At 53.5% G+C, this 19,325-nt stretch carries 18 protein-coding genes; 13 read left to right on the forward strand and 5 right to left on the reverse strand.

The window, feature by feature from the left end; all coding sequences use genetic code 11:
- Nucleotides 1–61: 61 nt before the first annotated feature.
- Nucleotides 62–277: a 50S ribosomal protein L31 gene (rpmE, locus tag K7X24_RS20395; protein WP_039307778.1), complete on the reverse strand. Its 216-nt coding sequence runs from the start codon at nt 275–277 to the stop codon at nt 62–64.
- Between the two features lie 273 nt (nt 278–550).
- On the opposite strand from rpmE, the gene priA reads away from it, so the two are divergent.
- From priA to rraA, 7 genes are all read left to right on the forward strand, one after another.
- Complete coding sequence (gene priA, locus K7X24_RS20400) at nt 551–2,749, forward strand: primosomal protein N' (RefSeq protein ID WP_224558100.1); 2,199 nt, start codon at nt 551–553, stop codon at nt 2,747–2,749.
- 290 nt (nt 2,750–3,039) lie between these two features.
- Nucleotides 3,040–4,083: a DNA-binding transcriptional regulator CytR gene (gene cytR / locus K7X24_RS20405; protein WP_224558101.1), complete on the forward strand. Its 1,044-nt coding sequence runs from the start codon at nt 3,040–3,042 to the stop codon at nt 4,081–4,083.
- Between the two features lie 89 nt (nt 4,084–4,172).
- Complete coding sequence (ftsN, locus tag K7X24_RS20410) at nt 4,173–5,048, forward strand: cell division protein FtsN (RefSeq protein WP_224558102.1); 876 nt, start codon at nt 4,173–4,175, stop codon at nt 5,046–5,048.
- Nucleotides 5,049–5,131: 83 nt separating this feature from the next.
- Entirely contained in the window at nt 5,132–5,662 is a 531-nt protein-coding gene (hslV, locus tag K7X24_RS20415; protein WP_198997640.1) for an ATP-dependent protease subunit HslV, read from the forward strand.
- A gap of 9 nt (nt 5,663–5,671) precedes the next feature.
- Nucleotides 5,672–7,003, forward strand: coding sequence for an HslU--HslV peptidase ATPase subunit (gene hslU / locus K7X24_RS20420; RefSeq protein ID WP_224558103.1), 1,332 nt, complete (start codon nt 5,672–5,674; stop codon nt 7,001–7,003).
- A gap of 144 nt (nt 7,004–7,147) precedes the next feature.
- Nucleotides 7,148–8,065, forward strand: a complete 918-nt coding sequence (locus tag K7X24_RS20425) for a 1,4-dihydroxy-2-naphthoate polyprenyltransferase (protein WP_224558104.1) — start codon at nt 7,148–7,150, stop codon at nt 8,063–8,065.
- A gap of 134 nt (nt 8,066–8,199) precedes the next feature.
- On the forward strand, nt 8,200–8,685 hold the full coding sequence (gene rraA, locus K7X24_RS20430) for a ribonuclease E activity regulator RraA (RefSeq protein WP_039486799.1): 486 nt from the start codon (nt 8,200–8,202) through the stop codon (nt 8,683–8,685).
- Nucleotides 8,686–8,942: 257 nt separating this feature from the next.
- On the opposite strand, the gene zapB is transcribed toward rraA, so the two are convergent.
- Nucleotides 8,943–9,182, reverse strand: a complete 240-nt coding sequence (zapB, locus tag K7X24_RS20435) for a septal ring assembly protein ZapB (protein WP_010281529.1) — start codon at nt 9,180–9,182, stop codon at nt 8,943–8,945.
- 744 nt (nt 9,183–9,926) lie between these two features.
- Between zapB and K7X24_RS20440 the strand changes: the two genes are divergently transcribed.
- The 4 genes from K7X24_RS20440 (at nt 9,927) to fpr (ending at nt 14,461) form a co-directional block, all read left to right on the forward strand.
- Nucleotides 9,927–10,766 carry an MIP/aquaporin family protein gene (locus K7X24_RS20440; protein ID WP_224558105.1) on the forward strand — a complete coding sequence of 280 codons (840 nt, stop codon included), beginning with the start codon at nt 9,927–9,929 and terminating at the stop codon, nt 10,764–10,766.
- Between the two features lie 53 nt (nt 10,767–10,819).
- Nucleotides 10,820–12,331 (forward strand): glycerol kinase GlpK, encoded by a 1,512-nt coding sequence (gene glpK, locus K7X24_RS20445; RefSeq protein ID WP_224558106.1) that lies wholly within the window; start codon nt 10,820–10,822, stop codon nt 12,329–12,331.
- Nucleotides 12,332–12,586: 255 nt separating this feature from the next.
- Nucleotides 12,587–13,597: a class II fructose-bisphosphatase gene (glpX, locus tag K7X24_RS20450; protein WP_224558107.1), complete on the forward strand. Its 1,011-nt coding sequence runs from the start codon at nt 12,587–12,589 to the stop codon at nt 13,595–13,597.
- Between the two features lie 117 nt (nt 13,598–13,714).
- Nucleotides 13,715–14,461 (forward strand): ferredoxin--NADP(+) reductase, encoded by a 747-nt coding sequence (gene fpr, locus K7X24_RS20455; protein WP_224558108.1) that lies wholly within the window; start codon nt 13,715–13,717, stop codon nt 14,459–14,461.
- 17 nt (nt 14,462–14,478) lie between these two features.
- Here the strand turns inward: fpr and K7X24_RS20460 are convergent, their stop codons facing one another.
- Complete coding sequence (locus tag K7X24_RS20460; protein WP_095700925.1) at nt 14,479–14,901, reverse strand: DUF805 domain-containing protein; 423 nt, start codon at nt 14,899–14,901, stop codon at nt 14,479–14,481.
- Between the two features lie 237 nt (nt 14,902–15,138).
- Between K7X24_RS20460 and K7X24_RS20465 the strand changes: the two genes are divergently transcribed.
- Both K7X24_RS20465 and tpiA read left to right on the forward strand, forming a co-directional pair.
- Entirely contained in the window at nt 15,139–15,738 is a 600-nt protein-coding gene (locus tag K7X24_RS20465; protein WP_224558109.1) for a YiiQ family protein, read from the forward strand.
- 148 nt (nt 15,739–15,886) lie between these two features.
- Nucleotides 15,887–16,654 (forward strand): triose-phosphate isomerase, encoded by a 768-nt coding sequence (gene tpiA / locus K7X24_RS20470; protein ID WP_039491869.1) that lies wholly within the window; start codon nt 15,887–15,889, stop codon nt 16,652–16,654.
- Nucleotides 16,655–16,788: 134 nt separating this feature from the next.
- Here tpiA and aguA read toward each other — a convergent pair whose 3' ends face one another.
- Nucleotides 16,789–17,892, reverse strand: coding sequence for an agmatine deiminase (gene aguA / locus K7X24_RS20475; RefSeq protein WP_224558110.1), 1,104 nt, complete (start codon nt 17,890–17,892; stop codon nt 16,789–16,791).
- 3 nt (nt 17,893–17,895) lie between these two features.
- The gene (aguB, locus tag K7X24_RS20480) at nt 17,896–18,780 is read right to left on the reverse strand and encodes an N-carbamoylputrescine amidase (protein WP_039474891.1); all 885 of its coding nucleotides are present in this window, start codon (nt 18,778–18,780) and stop codon (nt 17,896–17,898) included.
- Between the last annotated feature and the right edge of the window lie 545 nt (nt 18,781–19,325).

The raw sequence follows: 19,325 nt of genomic DNA on the forward strand, positions 1-19,325 counted from the left end.
CAACAAAGGCACCTGTCGGTGCCTTTGCAGAAAGTTACTAGGCCGATGAGGCCAGTAAAACTTATTTTTTAGCGCCTGGTACGGAGAAACGCTTGTTGAAGCGGTCAACACGGCCACCAGTTGCAACATCACGTTGTTTGCCAGTGTAGAACGGGTGGCATTCGCCACAAACGTCCAGGTTCAGGTCACGACCCACAGTAGAATGGGTTTTGATCACGTTACCGCAAGAGCAAGTTACAGTAACTTCAGAATAATTCGGGTGAATACCTTTTTTCATGGGGAAACCTCTGTTAAGGCCGTGTCGCTATCCAGCCCTGTTCCGCCAGACACCACACGAAAGTTGTATAAGTAAGTTTCATTATGCGAACAGCATAGTGGCGGCGGATCATACAGAATCTGATACCCCGATGCAATCGCATCCACACATTATCCCTCGCAGCATGTACACTAGCGCCTTGCCTTATTTTCTGCCTGCGTCGCGCATGATACAAACCACTCGGTTATGTCGTGGATCGCCGCGCAAATCCAGATCGACTATCACGGAGAAGTTATGTCTGTCGCTCAGGTCGCTTTGCCCGTGCCATTGGCACGTACATTCGATTACTTGCTACCCGCAGGAGGAATAACTCCGCAGGTCGGCGCACGCGTCAGCGTCTCCTTTGGTCACCGTAAAGCGATCGGCATTATTACCGCGCTGAGCGACACCAGCGAACTTCCGCTTGAGCAATTAAAACCTGTGCATGACGTGCTGGACGAACAGCCGCTGTTCCCGCCCAGCCTGTGGCGCATTTTGCTATGGGCAGTCGAGTACTATCACTACCCGATTGGCGAAGTGCTGTTCCACGCGCTGCCGATACTACTGCGTCAGGGGAAACCCGCACATCGCGCGCCGCTCTGGCAGTGGTTTGCCACCGAACAAGGCCGAGCGACACCGCTCAGCACGCTCAAACGCGCAGTAAAGCAGCAGCAGGCGCTGGCAGCCTTACTTCAGTCGCCGCTTTATCGCCATCAGGTAAGCGAAATCGGGCTGACGGAAACGGCGTTGCAGGCGCTGCGTAGCAAAGGGCTATGTGAATTACAGGCCGCAGAGCAAACGCTTCACGACTGGCGCCAAAGCTTTAGTCTGGCAACCGACCGCCTGCGCCTGAATACTGAACAGGCCACGGCTGTCGGCGCGATCCGCAGCGAAGATAACCACTTTGCCGCCTGGCTGCTCGCAGGCATCACCGGTTCGGGCAAAACCGAAGTCTATCTCAGCGTGCTGGAAAATGTGCTGGCACAGGGCAAACAGGCGCTGGTATTAGTGCCGGAAATTGGCCTGACGCCGCAAACGATCGCCCGCTTTCGCGAGCGATTTAACGCTCCGGTGGATGTGCTGCACTCGGCACTCAACGACAGCGAACGCCTCGCCGTCTGGCTACGCGCCCGCAGCGGTGAAGCGGCTATCGTCATCGGAACGCGGTCAGCGTTATTTACTCCCTTTGCCCGTTTGGGGCTGATTGTGATCGATGAAGAACATGACAGTTCCTACAAACAACAGGAAGGCTGGCGCTATCACGCCCGTGATTTGGCGGTTTTCCGCGCCAGAGAAGAAGACATCCCTATCGTCATGGGAACGGCGACGCCCGCACTCGAAACACTGTATAACGTCCAGATCGGCAAATATCGACGCTTGAATCTGACCAAAAGAGCGGGCAATGCCGCGCTAGCCAAACAGCACGTCATCGATCTGAAAGGGCTGCCGTTGACGGCGGGGTTATCCCAGCCGTTGATTACCCGCATCCGCCACCATCTGACGAACGATAATCAGGTTATTTTGTTCCTCAATCGGCGCGGGTTCGCCCCCGTGGTGATGTGCCACGAGTGCGGCTGGATTGCAGAGTGTCAGCGCTGCGATCACTACTATACCTACCACCAGCATCAGAAGATGTTGCGCTGCCACCACTGCGACAGTCAGCGTCCGGTTCCACAACAGTGCCCTGGCTGCGGCTCGACCAATATGGTGCCCGTCGGTCTGGGAACCGAGCAGTTGGAACAAAGCCTTGCGCCGATCTTTCCAGATGTCCCGATCACCCGCATCGACCGTGATACCACCAGCCGTAAAGGGGCGCTTGAGCAGCAGCTCTCGCAGGTCAGGCAGGGAGGTGCACGCCTTCTCATCGGCACACAGATGTTGGCGAAAGGGCATCATTTCCCTGACGTGACGCTGGTCGCTTTGCTGGACGTTGACGGTTCGCTGTTCTCTGCCGATTTCCGCGCAGCCGAGCGTTTTGCCCAGCTCTATACTCAGGTGGCGGGTCGTGCAGGACGCGCGGGCAAGGCGGGCGAAGTGGCGCTGCAAACGCACCATCCGGAACATCCGCTATTACAAACGCTGCTGCAACAGGGCTACGATGCCTTTGCCAGTCAGGCGCTTACCGAACGAAAGAGCGTTTTTTTGCCACCGTTTACCAGCCATATCCTCTTCCGCGCTGACGATCACGATAATCAGCAGGCCGCCTTATTCCTCCAGCAGTTGCGTAATTTGCTGGAGGCGAGCCCATTGCGAGATGAATCACTCTGGCTATTGGGCCCAGTACCCTCTTTACAACCCAAACGCGCAGGGCGCTTCCGTTGGCAACTCCTGCTACAGCACCCCTCCAGAGCGCTATTGCAGAAACTGGTCAGAACATCGCTGACGCTGATCGGCACGCTACCGCAGGCGCGTAAAGTGAAATGGATGCTGGATGTCGACCCCACGGACGGTTAGCGCTTCCTGTTAGATCATTTCGGTTTCTTGCCATTCATTTTTTGCGATCGGCGTCGAGAACACGACATTCATCACACTTTTTGTGCAAATTAAGCAACAAAACCTGCGTTCAATCTGTTATCACTGTCTGCGCAGGCCGTATGCTGAGGCCAGACCGTTTACTGAGGTATAGCACCGTTCCATCGGCATACCGTCCCTGAAAAGCGTTACCCGTAATCATAGAAAGTCAGTAGACAGGGGCGTTCTGCTGACAGTCAGCGCCAGTTAACGCTGACGCAAGGAGAAAAGCGTTGAAGCAGAAGAAAGGTGTCACCACGGCGACGATGAAAAACGTGGCGGATGAGGCGGGTGTTTCCACCGCGACCGTATCCCGAACGTTGATGAACCCAGAGAAAGTCTCTGCGACCACCCGCAGGAAGGTCGAGCAGGCTGTCATCGCCGTTGGTTATTCGCCTCATGCACTCAACAGAAACCTCAAGCGTAACGAATCGCGCACTATCCTGACGATCGTGCCAGATATCTGCGATCCTTATTTCTCCGAAATATTTCGCGGGATCGAGGAAACGGCAGCCGAACATGGCTATCTGGTGTTGATTGGCGATTGCGCTCATCAGCATCAGAAAGAAAAAACCTTCGTCGACCTGATTATTACCAAGCAGATCGACGGCATGCTATTACTCGGTTCCAATCTGCCGTTTGACGCAGGCCAGGAAGAACAGCGTAATCTGCCACCGATGGTGATGGCAAATGAGTTTTCACCGGATCTGGCGCTGCCAACCGTGCATATCGATAACCTGACTGCCGCCTTTGACGCCGTACATTATCTGTATCAGACGGGTCATCAGCGCATCGCCTGCATTGCCGGCCCAGAGCACATGCATCTGAGCCAATATCGTTTGCAGGGGTACATTCAGGCCTTGCGCCGCAATGGCATTCTCATCGATAACCAGTACATCTTTCGGGGTAATTTCGCCTATGAAACTGGGATCAGCGGCCTGATTGCGCTGATGCAACACCCACAACCACCCAGCGCGATCTTCTGCCATAGCGATCTCATGGCGCTGGGCGTACTGGCGCAGGCTAGAAAAATGGGGCTGAATATCCCGCGTGACCTCTCCATCATTGGTTTCGACGACATTGAACAAGCGAAGTACTGCTGGCCTCCTCTGACATCTGTCGCCCAGCCGCGTTATCAGATCGGACGTGAGGCAATGCTGCTACTCTTAGAACAGTTGCAAGGTAACACGGTACAAAGTGGTTCGCGTCTATTGTCCAGTGAGTTGGTCATACGCGACAGTGTCGCAGCCCCGAATTATTCCCGTAACAGGCTTTAAGACTTCAGGTGCTGGTCAAATATTTGAGGGTTCAGTAACATGACCCCCCTAATTATGTTATTTACCTATCAATTCACAGCGAAAAAACAGTGGCACAAAGAGACTACGTGAGCCGGGGACGTTCATCAGGAACGCGCCGGAAAACGACAAATAGCCGAAAAAAAGGCAACGCTTCAGGTGCGTCCAAAACGATGGTCGCGCTCGCTGTTGCCGTTTTGGTCACCTTCGCGGGCGGTCTGTACTTCATCGCCCATAATAAACCCGAAGAATCCCCCGTCCTTCCGCATCAGAACGCGGGCAAAGGTAATGGGCTACCGCCCAAGCCAGAAGAACGTTGGCGCTACATCAAAGAGCTGGAAAATCGTCAGTTGGGCGTCACCACGCCAACAGAACCTTCGGCTGGTGGAGAAATTCAGTCTCCAGTGCAGTTGACGGATGAACAGCGCCAACTGCTGGAACAGATGCAGTCTGATATGCGTCGTCAGCCAACACAGCTTTCCGAAGTGCCGTATAACGACCAGACGCAGGTTCCGCGCTCTCAGGTGACGATTAAGCCGCCGACCCAATCGATGCAGCAGCCACCTGTCGTAACGACGCAGCCCACCACGCGGGCACCTGTGGTCACGCAAACGACGCCTGTGGTACCAAGACAAGACATTCCAAGACCAGAAACGCCAAAACAGGAAGCGCCGAAGCAGCAACCCATCAAACAGCCTGAAGCACCAAAAGTCGAGAAAACGCAACGCTGGGCAATTCAGTGCGGCTCCTTCAAAACCCTCGATCCTGCCGAGTCAGTAAGAGCACAGCTAGCGTTTGCGGGTATTGAAAGCCGCATCACCTCTAACGGTGGCTGGAATCGTATTATGCTGGGGCCTTATAACAACCGTGCTGCCGCAGATAGCATGCTCCAACGTCTTAAGGGCGCGGGCGCATCAAACTGTATTCCTCTTGCCAGCGGGGGTTGAAAAAACCCGCGCTTTCCCCCATTTATAAAATCAATGTGCCCCGAATCATACGGGGATCTTTTTCTTCAAACGGGGACTGACTCGTGACAACAATTGTAAGCGTACGCCGCAAAGGCCTAGTGGTCATTGGCGGTGATGGACAAGCCACTCTGGGCAACACCGTGATGAAAGGCAACGTGCGTAAGGTACGTCGTCTCTACCATGACCGCGTCATCGCGGGCTTCGCAGGCGGTACAGCAGATGCCTTCACCCTTTTTGAGCTTTTTGAGCGCAAGCTGGAATTGCATCAGGGTCATCTGGTGAAAGCCGCTGTCGAGCTGGCGAAAGACTGGCGTACCGACCGTATGCTGCGCAAACTGGAAGCCTTGCTGGCCGTCGCGGACGAAAATTCCTCACTGATCATTACCGGTAATGGTGATGTTATACAGCCTGAGGACGATCTTATCGCCATTGGTTCTGGTGGCCCTTATGCACAGGCCTCCGCACGCGCTTTACTGGAAAATACCGAACTGGGTGCCCGTGATATTGTAGAGAAATCTCTGGGGATTGCTGGCGACATCTGTATCTACACCAACCAATTCCACACGATAGAAGAATTAGCCTCCAAGGCGTAAGGATCAACTATGTCTGAAATGACCCCGCGCGAGATAGTCAGCGAACTCGACAGCTACATCATCGGCCAGCATAAAGCGAAACGCGCCGTCTCCATCGCGCTGCGTAACCGCTGGCGCCGTATGCAGTTGGATGAAGCTCTCCGCCATGAAGTGACGCCTAAAAACATTCTCATGATCGGCCCGACCGGCGTCGGTAAAACCGAAATCGCTCGTCGTCTGGCGAAGCTTGCCAATGCGCCGTTCATCAAAGTAGAAGCAACCAAATTCACCGAAGTCGGCTATGTTGGTAAAGAAGTTGACTCCATCATCCGCGATCTGACGGATTCCGCGATCAAAATGGTGCGCCTTCAGTCTATCGAAAAAAACCGCTTCCGTGCGGAAGAGATGGCGGAAGATCGCATTCTCGACGTGCTGATTCCTCCGGCGAAAAACAACTGGGGACAGGCAGAAAGCACACCGGAGCCTTCCGCCGCACGTCAGGCATTCCGCAAGAAACTGCGTGAAGGCCAGTTGGACGACAAAGAGATCGAGATCGATCTGGCTGCCGCTCCTGTTGGCGTAGAGATCATGGCACCACCGGGCATGGAAGAGATGACCAATCAGCTACAGTCCATGTTCCAGAATCTGGCAGGACAGAAGCAGAAAGCCCGTAAGGTCAAAATCAAAGATGCCTTCAAGCTGTTGATAGAAGAAGAAGCCGCTAAGCTGGTGAATCCAGAAGAGCTGAAACAGCAGGCGATTGACGCGGTCGAACAGCACGGTATCGTATTCATCGATGAGATCGACAAAATCTGTAAGCGCGGCGAAAGCTCCGGCCCGGATGTGTCCCGTGAAGGCGTTCAGCGCGATTTGCTGCCTCTGGTTGAAGGCTGCACTGTATCGACCAAGCACGGTATGGTCAAAACCGACCACATCCTGTTTATCGCGTCCGGTGCGTTCCAGGTTGCCAGCCCGTCCGATCTGATTCCAGAATTGCAGGGGCGTCTGCCGATTCGCGTAGAGTTGCAGGCACTGACCACAGAAGATTTCGAGCGCATTCTGACGGAACCCAGCGCCTCGCTGACCGAGCAGTACAAAGCGCTGATGGCGACAGAAGGCGTGGAGATTTCATTCACCGCCGATGGTATCCGCCGTATTGCCGAAGCAGCCTGGCAGGTAAACGAAAGCACCGAGAATATCGGTGCGCGCCGTCTGCATACCGTGATGGAGCGTTTGATCGAAGACGTCTCTTACGACGCCAGCGAAATGAACGGTCAAAGCGTTACCATTGACGCAGATTATGTACGTAATCATCTGGATGAATTAGTAGCAGATGAAGATCTGAGTCGATTTATCTTATAATCCGTTTTCGCGGATCGCACGATTAACGATAAAGTGGGAGGCGTTGGCCTCCCACTTTTGTTTCTGACACCGCCATCACTGACTTTTTTGTTTATAAACGGATGATTCACGCAAGTGAATCGTCAATAAAAATTGAAGCACACCATGACCTTATCGATCCATAGCAGCAAAACCAAAGCCTGGCTGGATAGTCTGCGTCCAAAGACGTTGCCATTAGCTTTTGCGTCCATCGTCACTGGCTCGGCGATTGCGAGCTGGCATAGCAGCTTTAAACCGAGCGTAGCATTACTAGCATTGTTGACCGCCGGACTGCTACAAATCCTTTCCAATCTGGCGAACGACTATGGGGATGCGATAAAAGGCAGCGACACCGAGGAACGTATCGGGCCATTGCGCGGCATCCAGACCGGTGCTATTACGCTGGCACAACTGCGCACTGCGCTGATCGTAACCATCGCGCTCACCATTATTTCCGGTGTGGCGCTGGTCATTCTCGCGTGTGAAAAACCAGCGGATATCTTCGGTTTTCTGATTCTGGGACTACTGGCAATTTTCGCCGCCATTACCTATACCGTCGGTAATAAACCCTATGGCTACATCGGGCTCGGCGATATTTCGGTGCTGATCTTTTTCGGCTGGCTCAGCGTTGCGGGGTCGTATTACCTGCAAACCGGACATTTCGACAGCATCGTGATGCTACCTGCGACAGCCTGCGGTCTATTGGCGACGGCGGTACTCAACATCAACAATCTGCGCGATATCGACAACGATCGTATCAGTGGAAAGAACACGCTGGCAGTGCGTCTGGGTGCGGAAAAAGCGCGCTTCTACCACACAATGCTGCTGTTGCTGGCTCCGGTTTGTCTCGGTCTGTTTGCAACGTTTTATCTGCACAGTCTGGCAGGCTGGCTCTTTATTCTGACGCTCCCGTTACTGATTCAGCAAGCGCGCTATGTGCTGCGTGAAACCAGCGCATTCAGTATGCGTCCGATGCTGGAAAAAACAGTGAAAGGCGCGCTGTTGACCAACATTCTTTTCGCTGTCGGCGTGATATTGAGTTAGTGCGGGTAAAGTGAGCACAGGCGAAAAGCAGCGCGTATTTACTGATACGCATCAAGTTAACATTTGATGATTTTGCCAACAGCCGCCAGAAAGGGATATACTCATGATTCCGGCGGCAAACAGACGTTAATCCTATGAAATACGATACTTCCGAACTGTGCGATATCTACCACGAAGAGGTGAATGTTGTTGAGCCTCTGTTCTCTAATTTTGGCGGGCGTACTTCATTTGGTGGCAAAATCACCACAGTGAAATGTTTTGAGGATAACGGCCTGCTTTTCGATCTCCTTGAAGAGAACGGCCTCGGGCGCGTGCTTCTGATCGATGGCGGGGGCTCGGTGCGCCGCGCGTTGATCAACGCGGAAATCGCCCGGTTGGCGACGCAAAATGAGTGGGAAGGCATTGTCGTTTATGGCGCAGTGCGTCAGGTTGACGATTTGGCTGAGCTGGATATCGGTATTCAGGCGATGGCAGCGATTCCTGTCGGTGCAGGTAGCGAAGGCATCGGCGAGAGCGATATTCGCGTCAACTTCGGTGGCGTCACCTTCTTCTCTGGTGACCATCTGTATGCCGATAATACCGGTATTATTTTGGCGGAAGACCCGCTGGATATTGAATAATATCGTTGAATTTTCAGGGGATTTATCACGTCGAGCGATGATAATGGGTAGATCGTAAAGACGCTGTGAATACATCCCTGTACGCTCGAGCCGCGCAATATGAATCTCATCCTGAGATTCACCCTTACAGGGCCGTCGCAAGCGACGTTCAAAAGCGTCAATGACGCTTTTGCCCCTGGCGCGGACGCCTTACTCTTCTATCCCATTATCACCGTTCTACTTCAGTGAATAGGCTTCTCTGGCTGTCAAAAGTCCGATTAGACTTCTTCCATTTTGCCTAACAGCGCGCGCAAGCGCTCTTGCCATACCACTTGCTCTTCTTTCAACTGCTCGTTCTCGCGCACCAGCGCTTCACGTGAACCCGCTGCCGCCTGAACATCCTGCGACAGCGCGTTGTTCTGCTCTTTCAGCTCTTCAATTTCCATTTGCAGCAGCGTGATGGTATCAATCGCCTGCTGAACTTTCGCTTCCAGCTTTTCAAACACTTCAAATGACATTCTTCAAACCCCTTTTAATCGCAACAAGGCAAAGATCGGTTAACGCTGGCTTTCGAACGCTGTAACCAACACCCAACGGTGTCGCCATCCGCCCGTAAACATAATCCTGACCGCGGGACGGCTGGCAAGACAGACCATAGCGAAATTGTATGTAGCCAATGGCCCCCTGTCTAGCGCACATCCCCCACTACGCGAGTGTGGCAGCTTTTCTTGCTTAACACTATCGGTACAAACTGAAAAATCAGCAGTACAAACCGAAAAACTAGCAGTACAAACTGAAAACGACTCCGGTTCGCTTCCCCATTACTCCTATAGACCCTAAATAATTCAAGTTGTAGGAAGGCGGCAATCGCACAAATCCCCAGGAGCTTACACCAGTAAGTGACTGGGGTGAGTAAAGACAAATCGGCCTAGCCGATTTGAACGCCGCTTGCGGCGGCCCTTCAGGGCGAGGCTCAGTGATGAGCCGAGTATTGTCAACGCATCTACAGCTTGAAGTATGACGGGAAGTGTTAATAAATTTAACCTGAGCGTTACTATCAACCGTGGGCAAAAAACCACCGCGAGTCATTTTATAAGCGAATACGCTCATTTTCTTGACGCACAACACACATTTCAATTTCGATATTTCTCGTTTTCGAGCATTAACGATAAATTCACATCATAAATACATTTAAAACAGAGGATGCCCCCAACGGTATCCTTAGACCTACCACTCTGTACGTTACCCAGCAGGAAAAAAATATGAGCCAAGCAGAACGTTCAACGCTAAAAGGCCAGTGCATCGCCGAGTTTCTCGGCACTGGCCTGCTGATTTTCTTCGGTGTCGGCTGCGTCGCCGCCTTGAAACTGGCGGGAGCCAGCTTCGGACAGTGGGAAATCAGCATCATTTGGGGCTTAGGGGTTGCGATGGCAATCTACCTGACCGCCGCCATTTCCGGTGCTCACCTCAACCCGGCTGTCACTATTGCCCTGTGGCTGTTTGCCTGCTTCGATGGGCGCAAGGTGGTACCTTACATTCTGGCGCAGATTGCAGGGGCCTTTTGTGCCGCCGCACTGGTCTATGGTCTGTATCACAATCTGTTCGTGGATTTTGAACAAGCCAACAATATGGTGCGCGGCAGCACGGAAAGCCTGAATTTAGCGGGCATTTTCTCAACCTATCCAAACCCGCACATTTCCGTCATGCAGGCACTGCTGGTTGAGACCGTTATCACCGCCATCCTGATGTGCCTGATTCTGGCGCTGACCGATGATGGTAACGGCATCCCACGCGGGCCACTTGCTCCCCTGCTGATCGGTATTTTGATTGCCGTTATCGGTGCATCCATGGGGCCGCTAACCGGCTTCGCCCTTAACCCAGCGCGTGACTTTGGGCCTAAGCTGTTCGCTTTCCTGGCGGGCTGGGGCAACGTAGCCTTCACCGGCGCACGCGACATTCCTTACTTCCTGGTTCCCATCTTCGGCCCCATTATCGGTGCCTGTCTGGGCGCCTTCGGTTATCGCGCACTGATTGGCCGCAATCTGCCATGTGATGTGTGCGAACCTGAGGCAGAAACTACTCCCCGTCGTGAAAGCCGTTAAACTTAACGCCACGACCATCCTATTTCACGGTTAATCATTACAGGATTGGATTTATGAACCCGGAAAAAAAATACATTGTCGCGCTCGACCAAGGCACAACCAGCTCCCGCGCCGTCGTACTGGATCACGATGCCAATATCGTTAGCGTCTCGCAGCGTGAATTCACCCAGATCTATCCAAAAGCAGGTTGGGTAGAGCACGACCCGATGGAGATTTGGGCCTCACAAAGCTCAACGCTGGTCGAAGTGCTGGCTAAAGCCGATATCAACGCGGATGAAGTCGCGGGCATTGGTATCACCAACCAGCGTGAAACCACCGTCGTATGGGAAAAAGAGAGCGGCAAGCCGATTTATAACGCCATTGTCTGGCAGTGTCGTCGTACCGCTGAAATCTGCGAAAAGCTGAAGAAAGACGGTCTGGAAGAACACGTTCGCAACACCACCGGTCTGGTGGTGGATCCCTACTTCTCCGGCACCAAAGTGAAATGGATTCTGGATCACGTTGAAGGCTCACGTGAACGCGCCAAACGCGGTGAACTGCTGTTTGGTACCATCGATACCTGGCTGATTTGGAAAATGACGCAAGGGCGTGTTCACGTAACAGATTACACCAACGCCTCCCGCACCATGCTGTTTAACATTCATACGCTGGAATGGGATACCCGCATGCTGGAAGCGCTGGATATCCCGCGCGAAATGCTGCCGGAAGTACGTGCTTCTTCAGAAATCTACGGCCAAACCAACATTGGCGGTAAAGGCGGCACGCGTATTCCTATCGCCGGTATTGCAGGCGACCAGCAGGCAGCGCTGTACGGCCAGCTCTGCGTTCATCCAGGTATGGCGAAAAACACCTACGGCACGGGCTGCTTCCTGCTGATGAACACCGGTAAAGAAGCGGTACTGTCCAAACACGGCCTGCTGACCACCATCGCCTGTGGCCCGCGTGGCGAAGTTAACTACGCGCTGGAAGGCTCGGTGTTCGTTGGCGGCGCATCCATCCAATGGCTGCGTGACGAACTGAAACTAATCGGCGACTCAATGGACTCCGAATACTTTGCAACGAAAGTGAAGGACTCTAACGGCGTCTATGTCGTACCCGCTTTCACCGGCTTGGGTGCGCCTTATTGGGACCCGTATGCCCGTGGCGCGATCTTCGGTCTGACCCGTGGCGTGAACGCAAACCACATTATTCGTGCGACGCTGGAATCCATCGCTTTCCAGACCCGTGACGTACTGGATGCCATGCAGGCGGACGCCAATACGCGCCTGAAAGCGCTGCGTGTCGACGGTGGTGCGGTTGCCAACAACTTCCTGATGCAGTTCCAGTCCGATATTCTCGGTACGCGCGTGGAACGTCCAGAAGTGCGTGAATCCACGGCACTGGGTGCTGCGTTCCTGGCTGGCCTTGCTACTGGCTTCTGGAACGATCTGGATGAAGTGAAGAGCAAAGCGACTATCGAGCGGGAATTCCGCCCCAGCATCGAAACGGTAGAGCGCAACGTTCGCTACAGCGGCTGGCAGAAAGCCGTGGCTCGTGCCCGTAGCTGGGAAGATCACGACGCCTAATCGATCCACTAATCCATCAACAACGGGCGCGCCTGTCGCGCCCGTTTTTTCCCTATCGCCCAACCGCCACTCTCCCCCGTTGTGATAAAATCCTCGTCCACACCCTAATGTTGATCGTTTAAGAACCGAGATACCGGGGCGACCACGGTGCGAGGCGTCCCTGCGGGAACCTCATCACCGTGTTTCCCCTAAATCCATGCTTAAGTGGCTAACATGAGGCCGCACCTTTTCCCGATCGACAATAGACAGGTATTTATGAAACGTGAATTAGCCATTGAGTTCTCGCGCGTCACCGAAGCAGCCGCACTGGCAGGCTATAAGTGGTTAGGGCGTGGCGATAAGAATGCCGCCGACAACGCTGCCGTACAGGCAATGCGCATCATGCTGAATCAGGTCAATATCAACGGTCAGATTGTTATCGGCGAAGGGGAAATCGACGAAGCGCCTATGTTGTTCATCGGCGAGCAGGTCGGTACAGGTCAGGGTGATGCCGTAGACATCGCTGTCGATCCGATTGAAGGCACACGGATGACGGCAATGGGTCAGGCTAACGCGCTGGCCGTGCTGGCCGTTGGCGAAAAAGGCACGTTTTTGCACGCGCCAGACATGTACATGGAAAAGCTGATTGTCGGCCCCGAGGCAAAAGGCGTGATTGACCTCAACCTGCCGCTGGCGGACAACCTGCGTAATGTCGCACTGAAGCTGGGTAAACCGCTGAGCCAGTTAACAGTGACTATACTCGCTAAACCGCGCCACGATGCCTGCATCGCAGAAATGCAGCAGTTGGGCGTGAAGGTATTCGCGATTCCAGACGGCGACGTCGCCGCATCCATCCTCACCTGCATGCCAGACAGTGAAGTTGACGTGCTGTACGGCATCGGCGGCGCGCCAGAAGGCGTGATTTCAGCAGCCGTTATTCGCGCACTTGATGGCGATATGCAGGGGCGTTTGCTGGCACGTCATCAGGTCAAAGGCGATAGCGCTGAAAACCGCCGCATCGGTGAAGATGAGCTGGCACGCTGCCGACAAATGGGCATTGAAGCCGGTGGCGTCCTCAAGCTTGATGACATGGCGCGCAACGACAACGTGATTTTCTCCGCGACTGGCATCACCAAAGGTGATTTGCTGGACGGGATCGCGCGTAAAGGCAATATGGCCACCACAGAAACGCTGCTGATCCGCGGTAAATCCCGCACGATCCGCCGGATTAAATCGACGCACTATCTGGATCGTAAGGATCGTACGCTCCACGAATTCCTGCTGTAGCTGACCACCGATCGGCAGACTGATTGTTTCACAGTTGTTAATAAATGGCGTATCGTAGATGCACGACTTACATGCAAAAATAGCAGCGTCTAATGCAAGCAACAGGAGCAGAAAAATATGGCTGAATGGGTGACAGGCAAGGTGGTTCAGGTGGAAAACTGGACAGAAAGTCTGTTTAGCATTCGGGTTCACGCGCCCGCTGATGCATTCACTGCCGGGCAGTATGGCAAACTGGCGCTGGAGATTGATGGCGAGAAAGTGCAGCGCGCTTATTCCTACGTGAATGCGCCTAGCGATCCCACGCTTGAGTTCTATCTGGTGACGGTACCAGAAGGCAAGCTCAGCCCGCATCTGCATGCATTGCAGCCCGGTTCAGACGTCATGATCGTCAAAGAGGCTGCTGGCTTTTTCGTGCTGGAAGAAGTGCCTGATTGTGAAACGCTGTGGATGCTGGCAACAGGCACGGGCATCGGCCCTTATCTGTCGATTCTTCAGGAAGGTAAAGGTCTGGAGCGCTTTAAGAATATCGTGCTGGTTCACGCCGCCCGCTTCTCACGCGATCTGAGCTATCTGCCGCTGATGCAGCAATTACAGCAGCGCTACCACGGTCAACTGCGTATTCAAACGGTCGTCAGCCGGGAAGAAGAAACGGGCTCGCTGACGGGCCGCATTCCCCAGCTTATCAGCAGCGGTACGCTGGAAGCCGCCGTGGGCTTGCCGATGAATGCAGCAACCAGCCACGTCATGCTGTGCGGTAACCCGCAGATGGTACGCGACACTCAGCTGTTGCTGAAAGAAGAGCGTCAAATGACCAAGCACCTGCGCCGCAGACCCGGTCATATGACTGCTGAAAACTATTGGTAAACCACGTTCTATACCACCTAGCGGCGGAAACGAAACGGCTCCGCCGCTGCTCCAAAACGATTTTCCCCTTTTGTCCCCAGAAAAACGCCGCAGTCGAGCAGCGTCATCACGACAATCAGGATCGGCAAAAAGCGGCCAATGCCCCACTGCCAGATGGACGAGAACATCGTCCAATTCCCCGAGACCAGCATCCACGCCACCACTAACAACAGCGCCCACCAGCCGCTCTTATTACGGTCGTGCAGCCGTTTCACCATAATCGCCGCCGTCGGCCACAGCAATACCACCAAACCAAACGCCGTCGATTGCGTATCCAGCCAGCTTTGGCCGGATAGCGTAAACAGCACCGCCATCAGCGCGACCCAAATCGCCATCCAAAGCCAGAAATCACGACGACCGACTCGGCCTTTAAACGAGAAGCACCACTGCTGTAATGTCATTAACGATAACGCCCTGAATTGTCAGCCTGTCTGGCCGAATTAATCTGTATTTTATTGTGGCTGATTTTACCTCAACCCGAGTATTTTCCTGCAATCTTTACGCGATTTTTGTCAGCCACGTTCAATTTCTCACAACGACGTACAATTTTTGACAACGACGTACAAATGCCGCTTTAATCGAATGTATTCTGCCGTTATCGGCCTGGACACCTTCTGAAATGGCTGACCCGAATCCCTATGACACGAAAACGCATCGCTTCACTTTTAGTTTTATCATCGCTGGTGCTGTACCAGACTCACGCGGGAGCCGATCCGACGTTTCCGCCCAAAACCTCAGCCAATGCGCCGTATCTGCTGGCTGGTGCCCCCACCTTCGATCAAACCATCACGCAGTTCCGTTCTCGCTACAATCTGAGCAACCCTACGCTGCTGATCGGTGAATTTCGGGTTGTCGATACCAGTAATATCACCAGCATGTTGACCCGCGCAGCCAGCCGGATCAACGACCACCTCTATGCTTCAACCGCGCTGGAGAAAGGCACCGGGAAAATCAAAACGCTGCAAATTACCTGGTTGCCGCAGCCGCAGAGCGAACAGGAAACCGCAGTGTGTCGTAAGCAGGCCATCGACTATATGGCTGCGCTGGCACGCACGTTCGCACCGTCACTGACGGAAGAACAGAGTGTGAAAAAAGTCACCGAACTGCTGGGAAAAGGCAAAGGACGGCGCTTTTACCAGCAGACGGAAGGAGCCTTGCGTTATGTTGTTGCAGATGATGGTGAAAAAGGGCTAACTTTTGCTGTTGAACCGATTAAGCTAACGCTATCTGAACCGTGATCAACACGGTAATTAATGACGAAAAACAGAGCCACAGTCACATTTCGTCTCTATACTGTGGGCAGGTTATATTGCCTGACGGCAGTACTTTAATGCATTGATTCATTAACATATTGATTCATTCGCGATTCCGGCTGGAGGAAAAAAGATGCGACATCCATTAGTTATGGGTAACTGGAAGCTGAACGGCAGCACTCACATGGTCAACGAACTGATCGCGGGCCTGCGTAAAGCGCTCAGCACCGTTGACGGCTGTGGTGTAGCGATTGCACCACCTGCTATCTATCTCGATCAGGCTAATCACCAACTGGCTGGCAGCCGCATTGCTCTGGGCGCGCAGAACGTTGACGTGAATCTTTCTGGCGCTTTCACTGGCGAAACGTCTGCCGAGATGCTGAAAGACATCGGCGCGAAGTACATCATCATCGGCCACTCTGAGCGCCGCACCTACCACAAAGAAAGCGATGAATTCATTGCGAAGAAATTTGGTGTGCTGAAAGACGCGGGCCTGATTCCGGTGCTGTGCATTGGCGAAACCGAAGCAGAAAACGAAGCGGGCCAGACGGAAGCCGTCTGTGCGCGTCAACTGGACGCTGTGCTGAATACACTGGGCGCGAAAGCGTTTGAAAACACCGTTGTCGCCTACGAACCTGTATGGGCTATCGGTACCGGCAAATCTGCAACTCCAGCACAGGCTCAGGCTGTTCACAAATTCATCCGTGACCATATCGCCAAGCAAGATGCTGCCGTTGCTGAACAAGTGATCATCCAGTACGGTGGTTCGGTGAATGCCGCGAATGCCGCAGAGCTGTTCACCCAGCCGGACATCGATGGCGCGCTGGTTGGCGGTGCATCACTGAAAGCTGACGCCTTTGCTGTCATCGTGAAAGCCGCAGCCGATGCTAAACGCGGCTAAGCTTTTATCGAAAACAGACGGACGAAGGTTCGTCTGATAAAAAGCCGGTTCACGCTATCGCGCCAACCGGCTTTTTTTATGGCGAGCAAAATACTCGCCCTCTTCTTTTCAGCAATCTGCTAACGGCGCAACGCTTACTTCGCCGCAGGGATTTGCTGCGTAATGCAGTGAATATTTCCCCCACCCAGCAGGATTTCCCGCGCAGGCACGCCGCTAATCAGGTAACCAGGGAACATCTGTTGCAGCAGATCGCGTGCAACGTCATCCGTCTTCTCATCCAGCAGCGGGAACACGATCTGCTGATTGCTGATCAGGAAATTCACATAAGAACCCGCCAGACGGGAACCGGCAAGGCGTTCAACGGCATCGCCGCTGTCGACACCCTGCGCTTCCTCTTTGGTTGCATACAGCGGGCCGGGTGCAGGCAGCTTCCAGATTTTTAACTCACGCCCTTGCGCATCCCGCGCAGCCGACAGCACCTCATAGGCGGCAACGGAGCGTGCATACTGCGGATCGTTTTCATCATCCGTCCAGTGCAGCGCCACTTCACCGGGGCGCACGAAACAGCACATATTATCGATATGCCCATCGGTTTCGTCGTTATACACGCCTTCTTCCAGCCAGATAACCGTCGAAATATCGAGGTAATCACGCATCAGCTGTTCGATTTCCGCCTTGCTCAAATGCGGGTTACGGTTCGGATTGAGCAAGCATTCCGCCGTAGTCAGCAGGGTGCCTTCACCATCAACATGGATCGACCCACCTTCCAGAATCAGCGGCGCGGCATAGCGTGCGGCCTGATGATAGTCCAGCACCTGTGCCGCCACTTTCTCATCCTGACGCCAGTCTTCATACAGACCTCCCAGTTCGCCGCCCCAAGCGTTGAACTGCCAGTCGATACCCCGACGCTCACCGGCCTGATTCAGCACGATGGTTGGACCGGTATCACGCATCCAAGCGTCGTCACTTTCCATTTCCACCAGCGTGACGTTCACTGGCATCACTCTTTGCGCATCTGCCATGTAGCGTGCAGGCACGCCCATGATAACCGGCGTGTTCTGGGCGATGGCTTCCGCCACGCGCGCGAACGTTTTCTGCGCCGGAACGCCCTGCTCGCGCCAGTTGTCGGTACGATACGGCCAAATCATCCACACGGCATCATGCGGTGCCCATTCGGCGGGCATCGCAAAGCCATCCTGCTGCGGCGTAGTGAGATGAGGAATCGCTAGCTGTGACATCACTTATCTCCGGGTCTTGCCGTCAGAGGTGGCAATCGTGCCGTACATTTCTGGACGACGGTCGCGGAACAGGCCCCATGACGCACGCTGTGCCGCAATGGCCTCTAAATCAAATTCATGCACCAGAATCGCTTCATCCGTCTTATTGGCCTGTGCCAACAGCGCACCCGTTTGGTCGGCAATGAAGGACGAACCGTAGAACGTCATTTCCAGACCGTCGATGTATTTGCTGGCTTCTGTACCAATACGGTTGGATGCGATTACCGGCACCAGATTCGCAGCGGCGTGACCTTGCTGAACGCGGGTCCAGTGCGGCTGGCTGTCGATGTCTGGGTAAGCGGGTTCAGAACCAATCGCGGTAGGATAGAAAATCAGCTCGGCACCCTGCAACGCCAGGCTGCGTGCGGTTTCTGGGAACCACTGATCCCAGCAAATGCCCACGCCGATTTTTGCGTAGCGCGTCTGCCAGACTTTAAAGCCAGTATCGCCCGGAATGAAGAATTGCTTCTCCTGATACGCCGGGCCATTCGGAATGTGCGTTTTGCGATAAACATCCAGCACGGAGCCGTCCGCGTCAATCATCACCAGCGAGTTGTAATAGGCGTTATTGGCACGCTCAAAGAAGCTCAACGGCAACACCACGTTCAGCTCCGCCGCCAGTGCGGAAAAATGCTTAATCAGCGGGCTGGTTTCCAGCTCCTGCGCCAGCGCATAGTGCTCTGGGCTTTGATCGATACAGAAATACGGTGCGGCAAACAGTTCCTGAATCAGGATAACCTGCGCGCCCTTTGCATGCGCTTGTCGCACCAGTTTTTCGGCGTTTTCGATATTCTTGGGCAGATCCCAGGAACACGCCATTTGTGTTGCGGCAACGGTAACTTTTTTCATGCGAAAACCTCAATAATAGCGATGTATACCCGCTCCTGCGCGGCAGATATCAATAGTGAGTGCGCTCGTTCAGGATAATGACAGCTATTCGTCTGCATTAACGAGTTCAACCCCGACGAGTTTAGGCCAACACACCACCCTATGCCCGATACGAAGGTAGCCTATTCACCGAAAATGACATGTGCATTATGCCAGTTAATGGCGGCACTTCACTATGCTGAAAATGAATGATCTCGCGTGATGAATTCCACAGGAAAAATCGGCGCGTAATTTGGCGACACCTTCAAAATCATCGACTTTCCCTAACCATAACAGCACCCGTTTTTCTTACGAAAACCTCAATTTTTAAATGTACATTTTTTCACCAAATGTGAGTAAGCACCCACATACACACAATGTTTATATGATTTATTTATCACCTAAAATAGAACCAAACCTATTAATAAACACCAATTAAATAGGAACCACCTTGCATTAATTAATTCCTAACTCAAACTTTCAGCATAACTGCGCATTCTGCGCAACTTATTGCTCACTTCCCAGTG

Origin of the sequence: Pectobacterium versatile (assembly GCF_020166435.1) — a bacterium.
GTDB classification, from domain to species: Bacteria; Pseudomonadota; Gammaproteobacteria; order Enterobacterales; family Enterobacteriaceae; genus Pectobacterium; species Pectobacterium versatile.